The 18,288-nt window shown below is 67.0% G+C and carries 15 protein-coding genes and 1 riboswitch; of the genes, 6 read left to right on the top strand and 9 right to left on the bottom strand.

The window, feature by feature from the left end; all coding sequences use genetic code 11:
- Positions 1 to 9 precede the first annotated feature (9 nt).
- Entirely contained in the window at positions 10 to 1,080 is a 1,071-nt protein-coding gene (locus tag Q0A27_RS07760) for a 2-oxoglutarate and iron-dependent oxygenase domain-containing protein (protein ID WP_291474481.1), read from the top strand.
- A gap of 508 nt (positions 1,081 to 1,588) precedes the next feature.
- Here Q0A27_RS07760 and Q0A27_RS07755 read toward each other — a convergent pair.
- From Q0A27_RS07755 to Q0A27_RS07745, 3 genes are all read right to left on the bottom strand, one after another.
- Positions 1,589 to 2,836, bottom strand: a complete 1,248-nt coding sequence (locus Q0A27_RS07755) for an LLM class flavin-dependent oxidoreductase (protein WP_291474480.1) — start codon at positions 2,834 to 2,836, stop codon at positions 1,589 to 1,591.
- Positions 2,836 to 3,603 (bottom strand): 3-oxoacyl-ACP reductase, encoded by a 768-nt coding sequence (locus tag Q0A27_RS07750; protein WP_291474479.1) that lies wholly within the window; start codon positions 3,601 to 3,603, stop codon positions 2,836 to 2,838. Before Q0A27_RS07750 ends, Q0A27_RS07755 begins: the two co-directional genes overlap by 1 nt.
- 58 nt (positions 3,604 to 3,661) lie before the next feature.
- Positions 3,662 to 3,761: riboswitch (TPP riboswitch) on the bottom strand.
- 21 nt (positions 3,762 to 3,782) lie between these two features.
- Positions 3,783 to 5,441, bottom strand: coding sequence for a long-chain fatty acid--CoA ligase (locus Q0A27_RS07745; RefSeq protein WP_291474478.1), 1,659 nt, complete (start codon positions 5,439 to 5,441; stop codon positions 3,783 to 3,785).
- A 255-nt stretch (positions 5,442 to 5,696) separates the two neighbouring features.
- Between Q0A27_RS07745 and Q0A27_RS07740 the strand changes: the two genes are divergently transcribed.
- The 3 genes from Q0A27_RS07740 (at position 5,697) to Q0A27_RS07730 (ending at position 9,158) form a co-directional block, all read left to right on the top strand.
- Positions 5,697 to 6,140, top strand: coding sequence for a pyridoxamine 5'-phosphate oxidase family protein (locus Q0A27_RS07740; protein WP_291474477.1), 444 nt, complete (start codon positions 5,697 to 5,699; stop codon positions 6,138 to 6,140).
- Between the two features lie 110 nt (positions 6,141 to 6,250).
- The gene (locus tag Q0A27_RS07735) at positions 6,251 to 7,423 is read left to right on the top strand and encodes an MBL fold metallo-hydrolase (protein ID WP_291474476.1); all 1,173 of its coding nucleotides are present in this window, start codon (positions 6,251 to 6,253) and stop codon (positions 7,421 to 7,423) included.
- On the top strand, positions 7,380 to 9,158 hold the full coding sequence (locus Q0A27_RS07730) for an alpha/beta-hydrolase family protein (protein ID WP_291474475.1): 1,779 nt from the start codon (positions 7,380 to 7,382) through the stop codon (positions 9,156 to 9,158). Before Q0A27_RS07735 ends, Q0A27_RS07730 begins: the two co-directional genes overlap by 44 nt.
- Here Q0A27_RS07730 and Q0A27_RS07725 read toward each other — a convergent pair.
- The 3 genes from Q0A27_RS07725 to Q0A27_RS07715 form a co-directional block, all read right to left on the bottom strand.
- Positions 9,115 to 9,507 (bottom strand): phage holin family protein, encoded by a 393-nt coding sequence (locus Q0A27_RS07725; RefSeq protein ID WP_291474474.1) that lies wholly within the window; start codon positions 9,505 to 9,507, stop codon positions 9,115 to 9,117. The genes Q0A27_RS07730 and Q0A27_RS07725 overlap by 44 nt on opposite strands.
- A 64-nt stretch (positions 9,508 to 9,571) precedes the next feature.
- Positions 9,572 to 11,035 (bottom strand): nucleobase:cation symporter-2 family protein, encoded by a 1,464-nt coding sequence (locus Q0A27_RS07720; protein ID WP_291474473.1) that lies wholly within the window; start codon positions 11,033 to 11,035, stop codon positions 9,572 to 9,574.
- A 158-nt stretch (positions 11,036 to 11,193) separates the two neighbouring features.
- Complete coding sequence (locus Q0A27_RS07715; protein ID WP_291474472.1) at positions 11,194 to 12,261, bottom strand: 2-oxoglutarate and iron-dependent oxygenase domain-containing protein; 1,068 nt, start codon at positions 12,259 to 12,261, stop codon at positions 11,194 to 11,196.
- 302 nt (positions 12,262 to 12,563) lie between these two features.
- Here Q0A27_RS07715 and aqpZ point away from each other — a divergent pair, with 302 nt between their 5' ends.
- Both aqpZ and Q0A27_RS07705 read left to right on the top strand, forming a co-directional pair.
- The gene (gene aqpZ, locus Q0A27_RS07710; RefSeq protein WP_291474471.1) at positions 12,564 to 13,331 is read left to right on the top strand and encodes an aquaporin Z; all 768 of its coding nucleotides are present in this window, start codon (positions 12,564 to 12,566) and stop codon (positions 13,329 to 13,331) included.
- Positions 13,332 to 13,339: 8 nt separating this feature from the next.
- Complete coding sequence (locus tag Q0A27_RS07705; protein ID WP_291474470.1) at positions 13,340 to 13,792, top strand: hypothetical protein; 453 nt, start codon at positions 13,340 to 13,342, stop codon at positions 13,790 to 13,792.
- 161 nt (positions 13,793 to 13,953) lie between these two features.
- On the opposite strand, the gene Q0A27_RS07700 is transcribed toward Q0A27_RS07705, so the two are convergent.
- The 3 genes from Q0A27_RS07700 to allB form a co-directional block, all read right to left on the bottom strand.
- Positions 13,954 to 15,477 carry an NAD(P)-binding domain-containing protein gene (locus Q0A27_RS07700; protein ID WP_291474469.1) on the bottom strand — a complete coding sequence of 508 codons (1,524 nt, stop codon included), beginning with the start codon at positions 15,475 to 15,477 and terminating at the stop codon, positions 13,954 to 13,956.
- 158 nt (positions 15,478 to 15,635) lie between these two features.
- A complete protein-coding gene (gene alc, locus Q0A27_RS07695; protein WP_291474468.1) occupies positions 15,636 to 16,688 on the bottom strand; it encodes an allantoicase in 1,053 nt (350 codons plus the stop codon).
- Between the two features lie 30 nt (positions 16,689 to 16,718).
- Positions 16,719 to 18,281 carry an allantoinase AllB gene (allB, locus tag Q0A27_RS07690; RefSeq protein WP_291474467.1) on the bottom strand — a complete coding sequence of 521 codons (1,563 nt, stop codon included), beginning with the start codon at positions 18,279 to 18,281 and terminating at the stop codon, positions 16,719 to 16,721.
- Positions 18,282 to 18,288 lie beyond the last annotated feature (7 nt).

The raw sequence follows: 18,288 nt of genomic DNA, 5'->3' as shown, positions 1-18,288 counted from the left end.
GGACCTGACATGACCGGATTCCACGTACCCGTCATCGACATCACCGCCTACGTCACCGGCGGTACCGACTCCGAAAAGGCTGCCGTCGCTGCCGCGGTGGACGCCGCAGCCCGCGAGGTCGGCTTCATCCAGCTCACCGGGCACGGCATCGACCCGCAGGTATGGGACGGCCTGGCTTCGGCACTGGACGCCTTCTTCCTCCGCGATCTCGAGGTGAAGAAGGAGGTCACGACACCGCCGTCGGTGAACCGCGGCTACTCGCCGCCGAAGTCCGAGCGACTGTCACTGTCACTGGGGGTGGAGTCCGCGACCGGGATGAACGACTTCTTCGAGGCCTTCAACATCGGTGTGCAGGCGTCCGCCTTCCCGGAGCTGGACCTGCCGGTCTCGGACTACCCGGAGAACGTGTGGCCGGCGGAGTCCGGTGCCGGTGCCGAAGGGATGGCCGGCTTCCGATCGCAGTTGGAGGCGTGGTTCGGCGCTGCCCAGGGAGTGGCCGAGACGCTCGTCGACATCTTCGAGGACGCCCTGGGTCAGCCTCGCGGCACCATCGGATCCCTGGCCGACCACTCCATCGACGTACTGCGCACCATCAACTACGCCCTGGAACCCGGGGTGACCGTGGAGCTCGACGGCGAGCTCAACGGCATGGGCGAGCACACCGACTACGGCATCGTCACCGTGCTCTGGGCCGACCGGGTCGCCGGACTGCAGGTACTGGGGTCGGACGGGTCGTGGAACGATGTGCTTCCCGAGCCCGGTGCGCTGCTGGTCAACCTGGGTGACGTGACTGCGCGACTGACCAATGACCAGTGGAGGTCGACGCTGCACCGGGTGAAGCCGCCGGTGGTGGACGGCACGATCCTGCGTCGTCGGTCGGCGGCGTTCTTCCATGACGGGAACGTGGACGCCATCGTCGGTCCGCTGCCGGGCATGGTCGACTCTGACCACCCCGCCCGGTACGAGCCGGTGACCGTGGGCGAGCATGTGGCCCGCAAGCTCGCCGGGTCGCGGTCGCTGGAGCTCAACGCCTCGGACACGGCGCGCGAGTCGGAGCGGGTGCTGTCCTCGCGGCGGTAGGTGGGTTCTCCTCGGGTATGTCCGCATCACGCACCGTGAGGTCGTCGGGAGGTGGTCCTGACCAGCCTCAGACTGCGTGATGCCGACACCGGGCCCGGCTGCCCGCAGCTCCAACCACTTTCCCGTGGCGGCCCTGGACGCAGGAATGACCCGATGGTCGGCGCGAGGGTTCCCAACCCACACAACGCGGCACCGACAACGGACCCGGGTGGTTCCAGGCCGAACAGGCACAGGAATATGCCGAAAAAGGGAGAGGACCGTCAGCCCCGCTGCGATGACCAGACGGAGATCGGCTTCCCGGACATGGTGATCAACAAGGATTCTCCCCGTGGCGTCGCGTCCGGGGTTTCTCGCGATACTCCTCCAGGGCGGTCTCCAGCGAGGGGCGCTGATCCAGGGTGAGCTTCCCCATCTCGTCGAGGGTACGACGTGCACCCCTGCATAAGGAAGACTCCGTGGACGGACGGAAAGCTCGAGATGCAGGGAAATCAGGTGCTCGTACGGGGCACTATCCCACGAGATGCCCGCGCAGCGTGTCCGCCGTGTACTCCCGGCGGAACAGACCACGCTCCTGCAGGACCGGGACGACCAGGTCCACGACATCGTCGAGCCCGCCGGGCAGGGTCGGCGGCATGAGGTTGAAGCCGTCGGCGGCACCATTGACGATCCACCGCTCCATCTCACCGGCGATCCGTTCCGGAGTGCCGACGAAGGTGGCGTGACCACCACCGGCGGCGAGGTAACCCAGCAGGTCACGGACCGTCGGACGACCACCCGGGGAGGACGCGAGGATCCGCAGGATCGTGGCGTAGCGTCCCGCCGGACCGCTGAACTCCGCCAGCGGCGGAAGCTCGGGCACCGGCGCATCAAGGTCCCACCCTGAGGTGTCCTGACCGACGAAGAAGGACAGCTGACGGAGGGAATCCTCCACCGGCAGCAGCTCATTGAGCTCCCGCTGCTTCTCCCTCGCCTCCTCCTCCGTCTTCCCGACGAAGGTCACCAGACCCGGCATGATCACCAGGTCATCAGGGTCGCGACCGTACCCGGCGGCACGCCGCCGCAGGTCCAGACGGTAGTCGCGGGCGGAGTCGAGGTCCCACGCCACGGCGTAGACACCTTCGGCGTACCGGGCGGCCAGGTCACGGCCCGGCTCGGACGCCCCGGCCTGGAAGAGCACCGGGTGGCCCTGCGATGTGGCGGGGATGTTCAGCGGCCCGTCGACGTCGAAGTACCGGCCGTGATGGTCCACCGGTACAGCTTCAGCAGGGGAGGAACCGGCGGGCCAGGACCCCCACAAGGCAGTCACGGTACTGATGAACTCCGCGGCACGCGCATAGCGTTCCGCGTGGTCGGGCAGACGGTCCATCCCGTGGTTGCGGGCCTCGGCGTCCGTCATGGAGGTCACCACGTTGATACCGGCGCGGCCACCGGAGATGTGGTCCAGACTCGCGCTGAGCCGGGCGGCGTGGAAGGGATCCCAGAAGGTCGAGGAGATGGTGCTGACCAGTCCGAGCCGGGTGGTCGCCCGGGCGAGGGCGGTCAGCGCGGTGACCGGTTCGAGGAACCAGGACGGACCGGGGACAGGGTTCAGCGACTGGCCGTCGGCGAGGAAGAAGGCGTCGAAGCGCCCCCGTTCCGCAGTCCGGGCGAGGTCCTCCCACCAGGTCACGTCACCGAGCCGGTCGAAGGCGGAGTCCGGGGCGCGCCAGGCGGCGGAGTGGTGCCCGCAGCCGTAGGCGAAGAGGTTCAGGTGCATCAGTTCTTCACCAGACCACCGTCGACGACGAGGTTCTGACCGGTGACCGCGCGGGCCCACGGGGACGCGAAGAACAGGGCCGTGTCCGCGAACTGCTCCGGGGTGGTGACCTCACGCAACGGTGTCCCTGAGGCGATGCCGTCGAAGACGGCCTCCGGGGTGGCGGCGGAGGCGTCCGTGGTGCGCAGCAGACCGCCGGAGATCATGTTCACGGTGATGTTCTCCGGGCCCAGATCATCCGCGAACGTCCTGGTCAACGACAGGAGCGCGGTCTTGGCAGCGGTGTAGTCGTGGTAGGGGACGACCGGATTCTGGAAGAGGTTCGTGCCGATGTTCACCACGCGTCCGCTGCCGATCTCCCGGAAGCCGGGCAGTGCGGCCTGGATGACGTTCACCGCACCACCCACCGCTCCCTCGAACTGGCGGTGGAAGTCACCCCAGCTGATGTCGGTGGCCTTCGGACGGGCGTCCCCGTTGAAGGAGAAGTCGACCAGCGCATTGTTGACGACTGTGGTCACCGGGCCGAGGCTGGCTTCTGCGGCCGCGGTGAACAGGGCATCCACCTGCTCGCGGTCGCGGACGTCCGCCTGCACGGCGAGGACGCGGCCGGGGTGCTCCGCCATGAGGGACGCCGCGGCGTCCCCGCTGGAGAAGTAGTTGACGATGACGGTCGCGCCTTCGCGGAGGAAAGCGTCGGTGAGTGCCCTGCCGAGGCCACGGGCGCCTCCGGTGACGAGGACGGTCTGATCGGTGAGGTTCATGCTCATGCCTTTCGGTCACAAGCGGTAAGGACCTTCGGGCATGCGTGCCTGTGCATGCACAGACATGCGGAAACCCTGACAATCCCTCCGCCAGTACGAACTGGTTCAGGTTCAACGGGTGTGATCTCAGCCGCCCTGGTCGGGCGGCACCCCGTGTCAGGATGCGAGCGTAGCAGGTTCGACGGTTACGCCGTCGCCGGCGCCTGGACCGTGAACTTCCCGGCGTCCAGCTGCTTGCGCAGGTCAAGCTTGCTGATCTTGCCGGTGGCGGTCAGCGGGATCGCGTCGGTGACGGCGATGGCGTCGGGGATCCACCACTTGGCGACCTGGCCGTCGAAGAAGCCGAGCAGCTCTGCGGCATCCAGGTCAGCTCCCTCCTCGGGGATGACGACCAGCAGCGGACGCTCCTGCCACTTCTCGTCCGGCATGGCGATGACCGCCGCCTGCTTCACCGAGGGGTGGGCCACGGCGACATTCTCCAGCTCGATGGAGCTGATCCACTCGCCGCCGGACTTGATGAGGTCCTTCGCGCGGTCCTCGATGTGCATGTAGCCCAGCGGGGTGATGGAGGCCACGTCGCCGGTGTCGAACCAGCCGTCGGCGGTGAAGGAGTCTGCGCCGACCGTGCCCGGGCCGTCGGCGCTGAAGTAGGATGACGCGATCCAGGGGCCGCGGATCTGCAGCGCACCTACCGCCTCTCCGTCCTGGGGGAGGACGTTGCCGTCCTCGTCCACGATGCGCAGCTCCACACCGAAGGGCGGGGCACCCTGGCTGGCGCGTGCCTTCTGCCGCTCCTCCTCGGGGAGCTTTTCCAGCGCGGGGGAGGTGTGGAACATCGAGCCCAGCGGGCTGGTCTCACTCATGCCCCAGGCGTGGACGAGGTCGACACCGTAGCGCTCCTCGTAGGCCACCATGAGGGAGTAGGGCACCGCCGAACCACCGCCGACGAGGGTCTTCACGGAGTCGATGCGCTTGCCGGATGCGTCCAGGTAGGCGATGAGGCCCTGCCAGACGGTCGGCACGCCGGCGGAGTTGGTGACGCCCTCCTCCTCGATGAGGGCCTGCAGTTCCGCCGGGTCGCCCATCTTCGGGCCGGGGAAGACCAGCTTCGTGCCGGTCAGCGCCGTGGCGTAGGGGATGCCCCAGGCGTTGACGTGGAACATCGGGACGATCGGCATGGCGACCTCCTTGGCGGAGAGGTCGAAGACGTCCGGGAGGGAGACACCGAAGCTGTGCAGCACCGTGGAACGGTGGCTGTAGAGGACGCCCTTGGGGTTGCCGGTGGTACCGGAGGTGTAGCACAGGGCGGATGCCGTGTTCTCGTCGAACAGCGGCCAGTCGTAGTCGTCGGACTCGTCGGCGATGAAGGCTTCGTAGCTCACGGCATCGAAGGAGGTCTCCGGCATGTGCCCGTCATCGGTGAGGATGACGAGCTGCGGTGCATTGTCCAGGCGGGGGAGCAGTGCCTCGACGGTGCCGACGAACATCGGGTCGAGGAAGAGGAACTTGTCTGAGGCATCGTTGATGATGAAGACGAGCTGGTCCTCGAACAGGCGCGGGTTGATGGTGTGGCACACCAGACCCGAGCCGGAGACACCGTAGTAGAGCTCGAAGTGGCGGTAGTCGTTCCAGGCCATGGTGCCGATACGGTCACCCTGCTCCACACCGTGACGTGCCAGGGCGTTGGCCAGCTTCCGGGCGCGTGAGAAGGCGTTCCGGTAGGTGTAGCGGTGGCGCGGGTTGTCGACCGTGAAGGAGACGATCTCCTGGTCGGCGAACCGCCGGTCCGCGTGGCGCGCGATGCTGCTGATGAGCAGCGGCTGGTCCATCATCTGTCCGAGCATTGTGATGTGTTCCCGTCTGTGGGTAGGAGGTGCTGTGAGTCACTGTTCACTTCTTGCTACCGGTGATACTAAGGGTTTGAGTCTGAAATGTCAGGCGGACAGGTCGGTGACTGTCGAAGTGGATCCGATGTGGCTTCTGCGGCTGCCCTCGTCGTGAGATTCCGGACATGTCACCCCCGGTACCGGCGTCCTGCTGCCCCCGCTGGTCCCCACATCCGGGGGAGGAGAGGGTGGCGGGGTGGGACAATGGGGGGCATGACCGACAACCACTCTCCCGTCACCCCCCTCACCGACGAGCAGTCCCTGGACCTCCTGGCGACCAAGACCTTCGGCCGTCTCGTCGTCCACCGGAAGAACGACATCGATCTCTTCCCGCTGAACTACATCGTGCATGACGGAAAGATCCTCTTCCGCACCGCCGAGGGCACCAAACTGTTCAGCCTCAACCTCAACGATGATGTCCTGTTCGAGGTCGACAATGTCGAGCAGACCTCCGAGGACACCGGCGAAGCCTGGTCCGTCATCGTCAAGGGCACCGCACGCATCCTCAAGGACACGACCGAGATCCACGCGGCCGATGAAGCGCCGCTGAAGCCCTGGCTGCCGACGCTGAAGTACAACTACGTGGTGATCACCCCGAACGAGGACGGCCTCTCCGGCCGGAAGTTCAACCTCGGCGATGAGCCCGAGCGGTACTGATCGACGTACCCCGGGAACGGAGGATCAACCACATCACCGGAGTCACGCGTGGATGACTGTGCCCCGGCCCACCGTCAGCCTCCTACTGCTGCAACCGGTACGTTGAGAACATGTCGACTCCCCCGGCCGCATCCCAGGTGACGCCCTTCGCGAAGCCGCAGTACACCGCTGCGCAGAACAGTCGTACCCCGGGGCCGGTGCGCGTCGTCGGCGGCACAGCCGGGGAAGGCCACGGCACCGGGACCTGGGTGCGTCCGGTGACAATGCCCGGGTCCGGGGTCATGGCGTCCGTGTTCTCCACCATCCACCTCGGCGAGAACGGTATCACCGTCATCGACCCGGGCTGGACCGGGAAGAAGCACGAGGGCGAGTACCTCCGCGACCTCGACCGATTCCTCCACGACCGGGGACGCCGTCTCGAACAGATCACCCAGGTCATCGTCACCCACGCCCACCCCGACCACGTCGCCGCAGCATCCTGTCTGCTGGACGCCACCCGCGCCCGCTTCATTGTCGGTGACCGGGAGTGGCGCACCGTCGAGAAGTCCCGTGTCGGAGACGCCGACGACGTCTACGCCCCCTGGCCGGAGCGCTTCGGGGCACCTGCCGGCATCCTCGATTCCGCCGTCGAGCACATGAACAACCCCCGCGTCCCCGCGTTCATCCCGCGGCGCCGGCCGGATATCCGGCTCGCCGACGGCGATCTGCTCGCCGACCACGGCCTCGACGACGATCTCGGGGGCAGCAGCAGGACAAGGGCAGTCGTCACCCCCGGCCACACCCCGGGGCACATGTGCCTGGTCAACGAGGACGCCGGAATCTTCCTCGCCGCCGACATGATCCTCCCGGAGATCCACCCGGGCATCGGACTGGGCGTCGGGCAGCTCGGCGGCAACCCGGTGATCGACTATCTTGAGTCCCTGGACCGGATCAAGGAGTTCGACGATCTGCTGGTCATCCCCGGTCACGGCTACGTCTTCTCGGGCCTTGCGGCACGACGCCGCGAGACTGCCGAGCATGTCCTCGCCCGTGCCTGGGAGGTGCGGCGCGTCCTCGACTGGAACCCGGAGATCAGTGTGTGGCGGCTGGCTTCGCAGCTGACCTGGTCCTCGGGCTGGGAGGGACTGCGGGAATCACCGATGCTGGTGTCCGGTCTACGGCAGACAATGATGTACCGTGACCTCGTACTTTCCCGTACTGACGACGGGGAGGACGCACTGATCCGATGGGAGCGGACCCTTGGCCTCGACGAAGAATGCAGAGTCCCCCGGGACGGGCACTGACGCCGGAACCGGCCCGACCACCGGGAATGCCACCGGGACCCTCGAAGAACGGCTCAGTCGGCTGACCACCTACCGCCTGCGGCTGAGCTACACCGGGTCCGTCGTCGCCGTGGTGATGATGCTCGCCTCGATGACACCCTCGCTGCTGCCCCGTGGTCCCCTCTTCCAGGGCGTGGTCACCGGAGCGTCCGCCGCCGTGGGCTACATGATCGGCGTCTTCGTCTCCTGGTTGGTCCGGTACATGATGAACAAGGATCCGGCGGAGCAGAAACGGGGCCGCACGCTGTCCTGGCGGTGGTGGGTCCCCCTGGGCGTTGTCGCCGTCGTCGGTGCGGTTCTCGGACTGTGGCAATTCCGGGTGTGGCAGAACGAGGTTCGTGTTCTGGTCGGCGAAGGGCACCTGAGCTGGACCGTCTGGCCGGTGACGGTGATTGTCGCGGTTCTGGTCTTCTTCCTTCTCGTCCTGCTCGGACAGGGTTGGGGGAAACTGGTCCGGACCCTCAACGGTTGGCTGCACCACGTCCTCCCGCCGCGCATCGCACGGGTGTCGGCGATTGCGGTGGTGGTGGCGTTCAGTGTCTTCCTGGCCAACGGTGTCGTCGCTAATTACTCGCTGAAGTTCCTCAACGCGTCTTTCGCCACTGCGAACGACGACACCACCGAAACGTCGGTGAAGCCGACGAGCGAGATGCGGTCCGGTAGTGACGCATCCCTGGTCAGCTGGGAATCTCTGGGCCGTGAGGGACGCAAGTTCGTCTCCCACGGGCCCTCCACTGACACATTGGAGGAGATCAACGGTTACCACGCTGTCGAACCGATCCGCTCGTTCGTCGGCCTCGGCTCCGGCGACGATCTGCGGGCGAACGCCGAACTCGCTGCCGAGGAACTGGTCCGCGCCGGAGGTATGGGACGCGAGGTCATTGCCGTCGGTTCGGCGACCGGTTCCGGCTGGATCAACCAGGCGACCGTCGACTCGCTGGAGTACATGTACAACGGCAATGTCGCGACCGTGTCGATGCAGTACTCCTACCTGCCGAGCTGGCTGTCCTTCCTCGTCGACCAGGAGCAGGCCCGACAGGCCGGCGTGTACCTCTTCGAGGCGGTGGATGCGAAGGTGCGGGAACTGCCGGAGAACCGGCGCCCGAAGATCGTGGTCTTCGGTGAGTCCCTCGGTTCCTTCGGTGCGGAAGCGGCGTTCGGGACGATCCCGACCCTCTCCGCCCGGACCGACGGTGCCCTGTTCATCGGCCCGACGTTCAACAACGAACTCTGGCGGGAAGCCACCGACCGTCGGGACGCCGGGTCGCCCGAGCGGCTGCCGGTCTATGACGGTGGGGAGCACCTCCGCTTCGGTGCGTCCGCCGAGGACCTGGACGCTCCGGACACCGGGTGGAAGGAGCCGCGGGCGGTCTATCTGCAGCATGCCTCCGACCCGATCACCTGGTGGTCGCCGGATTTGCTGTTCAACGAGCCGGACTGGCTGACGGAGGCCCGCGGTGCCGATGTACTGTCTTCGACCCGGTGGCTGCCGATCGTCAGCTTCCTGCAGGTCAGTGCCGATATGGCGGTCTCCACCGATGTGCCGGAGGGGCACGGTCACAAGTACCTCTCGGAGATCCCGCGGGCCTGGGCGAAGATCCTGGAGCCGGCCGGCTGGACGGGCGAGGAGGGCGGGAAGAAGCTGGCGAAGATCACTCCGCTGCTGTCGCGGAGTGGCGACCTGCCCGCTTCCTGAGCACCACAGTGATGATGAGTGCCGCTGCGGTGGTGAATACCCACATGAGGACCGTGGCGATCACCCAGGTACCGGCACCCTGGATCCGCAGGCCACCAGACGGCAGCGTGGCGATCCACAGGGCCAGGAGAGTGGAGACCAGTCCCGCACCGCCGACGAATCCTTCGGCGTAGCGGCTGACCAGTTTCGTGACGGCAGGGGCGAGCAGCAGCTGGGCGACCGTGAAGACGATGACCGCGACGACGATGCCTCCCCAGGACAGCGTGAACCGGTCGATGAGCAGTGCGCAGAGCAGGATCGCCACGGCGGAGGACGCCAGGGAGACCGCGAGCCGGGTGAGGAACTTCATGACGTCCACCATGTACCTTGCCTGGGAGTGATATGTACTGGTCAGGGTACATCGCCGACGGTTGTCAGAGGAACAGTGATTCTGCGGTGGGCCGGGTCTCGTTACGTGCGGCACGGGCCTTCTCCGCGATACCTGTGTGGTTGAACAGCAGGTTGAGGAAGAACGCGGCGAGCGCGGCGAGGACCACACCGTCGGACAGCAGTGTCTGAGCCCAGTCCGGGAAGTTCGACCAGATCCCGGTGGAGAACTTCGACAACAGGCCCAGCGCGACGGCCAGGGCGATGATCGTCGAGTTGATGGTGTCCGTCAGATCGACCTTGCGCAACGTATTCACGCCGACCGCGGCGATCGAGGTGAAAAGGATCAACGAGATGCCGCCGATCACCGGGTCCGGCAGTGCGGCGATGACCGCGCCGGTGACAGGCATGAGTCCCATGACCAGCAGGACCGCGCCGGCGGTGGCGGTGACGTACCGGGAGTGGACGCGGGTGGTGCGCACCGCACCGACGTTCTGGTTGAAGACCGTGTCGAAGAAGCCGTTGAAGATGCCGCCGAGGATGCCGGACGCCGCGTCCCCCACGAGGGATCGTGCGACATCGCCCTGGGTCATCTTCTTGCCGGTGATCTCGGACAGCGCGGAGACGCTGGCGATGGTCTCGGCGAACAGGAACATCATCACCACGGACATCGACAGCACGCCGACGACGGGGAACTCCGGGGTGCCGAAGTGGAACGGCTTGACCAGGGCGAACAGTGGCTCGTCCCCGACACCGGAGAAGTCCAGCAGGCCGGCGGGCCAGCAGACGAGGACGCCCACGACCGTCGCGATGATCATCGACGCCTTGGCGATGACTCCTCGGGCCAGGCAGGTCAGCGCGACAGCGACGATGACGACGATCGCGGCGATACCGATGTAGAGCGGGCGGGCGTAGTCCGGATTGTCCTCGCCACCCACTGTGGGCTGGCCGACGAACAGGCCGGCGGAGACGCTGATGAGCGAGACCCCGAGCACCAGCAGCACGGCCCCGGTGACCAGCGGCGGGAAGTACTTCAGCAGTCTGCTGAACGGCCAGGCCAGCACCAGTCCGATCACGCCACCGGCGAGCATGCAGCCCCAGATGGCGGGCAGCCCGTAGGTCTGGCCGATGGAGATCATGGACGCGACCTGCACGAAGGCGGCACCGCCGATGATGGGCATGCGTCCGCCGGCGATCTTCCCGACGCCGAGGGACTGGATGAGGGTGATGACGCCGGCGACCAGGAGGTCGGCGTTGACGAGCATTGCCACGGTCTCCTGGTCGAGGCCGAGTGCGGCGCCGAGGGCGAGCGGAACGGAGACGCAGCCGACGTACATGATGAGTATGTGCTGGATGCCGAAGACGAGGTTGTGGCGCCAGCCGAAGTTCGTGTCGACGGCGGATCCGTCAGTGGAGAAGCCGATATCGACGTTGGCTGTGTTGTCGGTGTTGTCGGTGTTGTCGGTGGTCCGGCCGGTCGTTTCACCCTGTGCGGGCATGGTGGCAGTCATGGGGATGCTCCTGAGCAGGTCAACGCTTGAGCGGAAAGGGGGATATCGGCATCACGCTGCGTCAGGTCGGTTCACGGTGGGGTGAACCGACCTCACGGTGCGTGATGCGGACGCAGGGGAAGAAGCGGGGAGGGAGAACGCAGCGTCCTCCCGGCGTCCTACTTCGTGGACTCGGCCTTGCCGAAGTTCGCCTGGATGCGCATGTCGAGGTACTCGCCGGCGGTCATGGGCTCGTACCTGCCTTCGGGGCCGGCGATGACGGCGTCCCGGTCGGCCTGGGCGAAGTAGGGCATGGAGTAACGCTCGGGTATGTCGACGCCGATGTCGGCGGCCTTCACACGGTGGAAGTTGGACTTCAGCCGGTCATCGGACCAGCGCATGAGCATGTCGCCGATGTTGCAGGTCAGCACGTCGGTGAAGGCGGGGACCGGGGTCCAGGCCTGGACGTCCTGACCGGCGTCCGCACCCGGCATGACCTGCAGGCCGGACTGGCCGTCGGTCTGGAACAGCAGGGTGAGCAGGTTGAAGTCGGTGTGCGCTCCGGCCCGCCAGACCGGGTTGCCGTTCGGGTCGGCGACGTTGTCCTTGGCGTCCAACGCCATGTAGTGGATCATCCGCAGGGTGCACTGGTGCAGGTCGGAGGCAGGGTTGTGGACCTTGCGGAAGTAGTCACGTTCGAAGCCGAGCTTCACGGCGAAGAACTCGAGGACGCGCATGGCGACCTCGTGGCACTTCGCTTCGAAAGCGAGGGAGGCGTCCTTGAAACCGTCGATGGAGGGGTTGGCGTCCTCGTCCAGCCACAGGCCGTCCATGAGCGGGCGGGTGATCTGGTAGCTCTCCTTCTCGTCCGGGGTGCCGGTCGAGGGGCGGATCTGGGACTTGTGCTCGAAGCCGACGTTCCTGCCCTTCGGCTTGGCGACGGTCTCCAGGGTCTCCTTCGGCAGGGCGAAGAAGCGGGCGGAGGTGGCGAAGGCATCCTCGATCTCGGCCCTGGTGATGCCGAAGTTCTTCAGCTGGAAGAAGCCGATGGTGGTTGCGGCGTCCCAGAACTCCTCGGCCTTGGCGTCCCACTGCTCGTCGGTGAGGTCCCAGTTGTCGAGGTCGATGACCGGGACGGAACGGTCGGTGGTCTCGGTGCCGATGCCACCCATCGTCGACTCGAGGGTGAGCTCGGCGTTGGTGTCGGTGACGGTTGCGTTGTCGGTGGGCGTGGTGGTCTGAACCATGGTGGTCCTTCCATGTCACGCGGTTTCCCCTACGGTCTTTCGCTCCGTCATCCCGACGCCGTGCAGACCCGGCTGAGCCGCTGTCCTGTATGTCCAGGGGCATCGTCGCGCCCTGGCACCACTGAATCTAGGCGGCGGGTTTTGCGGGGCTGTGCCATGAACGTGAAAGGGCCGTTACCGGTATTTCCCGTGGGTAAAGGGACAGCATCTATGTGGCAGGGGGTTATGTTTCCCAGGACAGAAGGCTATGGTCTGGGAGTGCACCATTTCACATCTGACGCTTCCACCACAGGAGTAACACCATGTCACCTGTTCCCATGACCCACCGCCTCTGGGCCGAGTTCCTCGGCACCTTCTGGCTCGTCTTCGGCGGCTGCGGTTCAGCCGTCCTCGCCGCCAAGGTCGTCTCCGACGGGACCATCAACATGGGCATCGGCTTCGTCGGTGTAGCCCTGGCCTTCGGCCTCACCGTCGTCACCGGCGCCTATGCGGTCGGCCACATCTCCGGCGGTCACTTCAACCCTGCCGTCACTCTCGGTTGCGCTGTCGCGAAGCGCGTCGAGTGGGCGGCGGTCGTCCCCTACTGGATCGCCCAGGTCGTCGGAGGTGCGGTCGCCGGTGGCGTCCTCTTCGTCATCGCCAACGGCAAGGACGGGTTCAGCGCCTCCGAATCCGGGTTCGCCACCAACGGCTACGGCGAGCACTCCCCGGACGGCTACTCCCTGGCTGCAGTGATCGTCGCGGAGGTCGTGCTCACCGCCGTCTTCCTCTGGGTGATCCTCGGCGCGACCTCGAAGAAGGCTCCCGTAGGGTTCGCGCCGCTGGCCATCGGCCTGGCGCTGACCCTGATCCACCTCATCTCGATCCCGGTCTCCAACACCTCGGTGAACCCCGCCCGCTCCCTCGGCGTGGCCTGGTACGCCGGTGGGGACGCACTGTCGCAGGTGTGGGTGTTCATCCTCGCCCCGCTGGTCGGTGCGGCGATCGCCGGCATCAGCTACGCCTTCCTCACCGGTGACGAGGATGACGCCCCGGCCGAGGAAGAGGCCCGCGTCGGCGCCGAGGGGTAGATGAGCAGGTGTACGACAACCAGTTCACCGGGGAGTTCCCTGCAGTGTCCGAGTACGACATGGCGAAGCTCGCTGACCTCCTTCCGGAAAGAATGGCGCTCATTGCCGATGAGCACCGGGGCGTGTCCCTGAGTATCGCAGCGGTGTGGATCCTCAGCGACGGCATTCTCCGGGTGGTTCTCCACGTGAAAGAGGCGGACGGAGAACAGGCCGGGGCACTATTGGGTTATGACGTCGCCGCGCGGCAGAGGCTCCGGGCTTTTTCGTCGACCACCGAGGAGGATCTCGCCGACCTCTTCATCTGGGAGTACCTGGCCGGGGATGCAGTGAGAGCGCATGCCGCCGCTGCGGTGCCAGGTCGAATCAGCTGGATCGAGACAGTCATCGACATTCCGCGACCGACGACCGTCTCAGAGGCCGCCGGCATCCCCGGGATCTGGCTCGCGGAGGGGGAGGACTGACCGGTCACTCATCCATCAGCTGTTCCGGCAAGGACCCGTACGGGTGGTCCGGAGAGCTGAAACCACCCGTACGGGTCCTTGCCGGTGAGACAGTGCCGGTCAGTACCGGGATACCAGGGGTCGAGGTACGGAATACCGCACCTCGGCCCTGACGGCGGAGGTCAGTACCGCGGGCCGTCCGGGTACCAGGCCTCGCCCTCGCGGTGCGGGCCGGCCTCCTCGATCTCGATGTGCTCGAAGGCCTTGAACTCCTCGAAGAACGTCGGCCAGTTCTCCTTGGTGATGTCAGTGGCGATCCGCTGCGCGACGCGGGTCAGACCGGCGAAGATGCCGGAGAGCTGGTTACCGGCCACACCGTGGGAGGCACGGGCACCGGTGGACAGGTGCACCAGGCGGGGGATGTACTCCTTCGCCTCGGCGGATGCTGCGTCCTTCGCCTGGAACTGGAAACCGTCGCCCAGGTAGGGGCAGCCGCCCATCGGGTGCCCCTCGGCCGGGCCGAATTCGTCGGACCACAGGGCGATGTCGTCGAGGAACTCCTCCAGCTCCGGACGCAGACCCAGGTCCACGGCGTACCCGGTGGCGGAGATGACCACGTCGCCGACGTGCTCGACACCCTTGTCGTCGGTGACGACGACCTCCTCGACACCGTCGGTGGTGCGCACGGTCGCGTCCGCCCAGCGGGTGTCGGTGAGCATGGAGAAGTTGCCGTGGCAGAAGGCACGCCACACGGACGCCTGCGTCGGCGGCTGCGGCAGACCACCGTTGAACAGGGAGAATTCCCACTTCTGCTCGTCGGTCAGATCGTAGAAGTGCTCCTGCATGCCGGGGAATTCCATCCAGCGCAGCGAGTTCTGGCGCGGGATGTCGGAACGGCGCACGTGCATCTCCACCGACGCGGCACCGGCCTCCAGCGCCGTGGAGGCGTTGTCGAAGCCGGAGGCACCGCCGCCGAGCACGAGGACGCGCTTACCGGCCAGGGCATTGAAGTCGATGTCGTCCTCGGTGTGGAAGCGCAGATGCTCCGGCAGGTTCTCGACCAGCGGCGGCAGGAAGGTTCCGCCACCACCCTTGAGCCCGAGGGAGAAGATGACGCGCCGGGCCCGGTACTCGACCCGCTCACCGTCGCGGGTGGCGACGACGGTGAAGTAACCTGACGCGTCCGGCTTGTGGACGGCGGTGACGGTGGTGTTGAAGTCCACGTCCGCACCGGTGACGTCGCGGTACCAGGTGAGGTACTCGTTCCAGTCCTCACGGGGGACCAGGTCGGTGGCATCCCACGCCTCCTTGCCGTACTTCGCCTCGAACCAGCGCTCGGTGTGCAGCGACGGGATGTCGAGCTCGATACCCTTCATGTTCTTCGGGCTGCGCAGCGTGTGCATGCGGGCGTAGCGGGTCCAGCAGCCGACCTCGTGGGCCGGGCCACCCTCGATGACCTTCACCGCACCGATGCGGTGGCGCGACAGGGCGAAGGCGGAGCCCAGACCGGCCTGGCCGGCACCGAGGACGAGGACGTTGTACGCCCCCTCGGCCGGGGCGGGGACCCAGTCGTGGTTGTGGCCGATGAGCGCCATGTCGGCGCGGGCCTGGTCCGCGAGGGCGGAGAGGCGGGTCTCGGCCTCGGCGTCCGGCAGGGGGGCGGGGCGGTTGCGCTCCGGCTTGGTCGGATCATAGATGACGGTCATGGCTGTCATCATATTCTGCGGGTCAGGCAGCCCTGATACGGAGGGGTTACAGACGTGTGTCACCACCCCCGCCCGCTCCCCGAATATCCACTGTCTGAGGTACGCGAATCAGGCGGACCGCGTACCTCAGCCAGTAGGTGCTTTACGCAGGAGGACGCCTACCAGCGGGCCTCGACGGTGGTGCGTCCCTCATCGGTGAGGTCACCCCACACGCGCAGCCGGGCGATGCCGCCGTCGGGGTAGACATCGGCGCGCACCGCGACCACAGGGGTCGGGCCGGTCTCGGCCTCGGCCGGGTCGGAGACGAGGAAGCGGTGACGGGTGTCCGGCAGCGCGCGGGTCTTCGCGACCAGCTCGATCTCCTCGCCGGATGCGGTGATGCCGGTGAGGCTGACGTCGCCGGGGGAGTTGAAGACGAAGTAGGAGGTGTCGATCTCGACCCAGCGCACCCGGCCCTCACCGGCGAGCTGCACGGTGACCGAGTCATTACCCTCGGTACGACGGCGGGCGTTCTCCCAGCCCTCACCCATGTTCCGGGTGCGTCCGAGGGATATGACGTTGTTCGGGCTGGAGTAGAACATGTTCGTGCAGTCGGTGACCCGACCGCCGTTCTCCACTGCAGCGAGGTCAATGGTGCAGCCCAGGAAGCGGGGGTCCGGCACCGGCTGACCGTGGACGCGCAGGCGGGCGATACCGCCGTCGGGGATCATGTCGAGGCGGATGTGGGTGAAGCGCTGCTCGGCGGCGGCGCCGGCCGGGAAGACCTCGAAGTAGTGCTTGTGGTCGCCCTTCGCGTCGCTGACGGGGACCAGGGTGGTCCAGGCGCTGTCCGGCAGGGCGGCGATCTCCTCGGCCGGGAGGTACTCGTCGCAGGTCAGACCGTGGACGGCGATCTGGGTCGGGAAGTTGCCCTTGAACCAGGCGGTGTCCACGACAATGCCCTTGATCTGACCGGGGACTCCGAGGCGCACGATGGCGGAGTCGTGCCCGCCGATCTCGTCGTGACGGCGGCGGCGGGTCTCCCAGCCGTCGTAGACCTTGCCCTTGTTGCCGAACTCGTCGGGGTCGAAGCCGGGCTCGTGGGCGGCGATGAGGTTCTCGCGCTCGGCGAAGGCCTCGTCGGACGCCCAGATCACGGAGCCGGCGAGGGCGCGGCTGGCGAGGTCCGGCCAGATGGTGAACTCGGGCTGTTCGGTGGGGGTGGCACTCATGTGACTGTTCCTTAAGCGGGGTAGTGACGGCTACGGTCGGAGGGTGAAAGGCCGGACGTCGGCGGGGAATACCGCCAGGTCGCCGGGTTCGCCGGCGGCGGCAGGCGTCCGGGGGGTGGTGGGGCGGACGTAGACTGTCTCGCCACCGATGTAACTGCGGGTCACCACACCGGCCAGTGCCCGCTGGGCGTAGGCGGTGACCTTGTTGCGCTGGTTGAGGTTCTCCGGCAGGACGACGAAGGCGTCGTCCGCGCTGACCTGCACCAGGTCGGCGCGACGTCCGACCTGGATCGCACCACGGTCGGACAGGCCGGCCCACTCGGCGGGGTTCTGGCACATCCAGCGGACCACGTCGGTGATCCCGAGGCCGCGCAGCCGGGCCTGGGACCAGACGACGGGCAGGCCCAGCTCGACGGCGCCGATGCCGCCCCAGGCGGTCCCGAAGGAACCACCGGAACCACGGTGGTCGGCGCCACCGGCACCGAGGTCGTTGCCCTTGGCGGCCAGCGCGGCGAAGGCGGTGAGCTCGTTGTTCTCGTGGGCGGACGCCTGGGCCTCGGCGACCTCGGCGAAGCGCTTCAGCTCGGCGGTGCAGGGGGAGTGGTCGGAGACGACGGTGCCGATGACGCCGTCGACGAGGCCCTTCCACAGCCGTTCCCGGTTGCCGGCGGTCCGGATCGGCGGGCAGCATTTGTACTGCGTCGCGCCGTTCTGGATCTCCTCGCTGAACAGGGAGAGGTAGTGCGGGCAGGTCTCCGCGGTGATCCGCACACCGCGCTCCTGGGCGGCGGAGATCTGGTCGATCGAGCCGGAGTCCGACAGGTGCAGAATGTGCGCCCGGCAGCCGGTCTCCTCGGCGGCGGCGATGACGGTGGCGACGGCCTTCGCCTCCGAGGCCGACGGGCGGGACGCCAGGAAGCTGTCGAAAGTCTCGTCGATCCCACCGGCGGAGTCCACGTGCGCGGTGGCTTCGTCGATGAGCTCGCCGTCCTCGGCATGGACGATGAGCAGCCCGTCGAACTCGGCGATCTCGGCCATGGCCTGGTGCAGCTGTTCGGTGCTCAGCGGCGCGAACTCGTCGACACCGGAGTGCAGCAGGAAGCACTTGAAGCCGAAGACACCGCGGTTCCACAGGGCCTTCAGATCACCGGTTCCGAGGTTCTCCGGCACGGCTCCGCCCCAGAAACCGACGTTGACCTTCACCTTCTCTTTCGCCACGGCCTGCTTGGTGTCGAGGGCTTCGACGGTGACGGTGGAGGGGATGGAGTTCAGCGGCATGTCGAGCAGGGTGGTGACACCGCCGGACGCCGCGGCACGCGTGACGGAGGTGAAGCCCTCCCACTCGGTGCGTCCCGGCTCGTTGACATGGACGTGGGTGTCCACAAGCCCCGGGATGAGGACCTGGTCGGAGGGGACGTCGATGATCTCGGCGTCATGCCCGGCGTGGATGTCGGAGGTCAGTCCCGGGGTGACGGAGACGATGGTCTCGCCGTCGATGACGACCGTGACGGGGCCGAGAACGGGGCGGGTGCCGGTCTCGGCGTCCTCCGGGAGGTAGACGGCCTGTTCAGCGCGGAAGATTCGGGTGCTCATGATGCCT

Origin of the sequence: Corynebacterium sp. (assembly GCF_022712275.1) — a bacterium.
GTDB lineage: Bacteria > Actinomycetota > Actinomycetes > Mycobacteriales > Mycobacteriaceae > Corynebacterium.
This window is presented reverse-complemented; position numbering and strand designations above follow the sequence as displayed.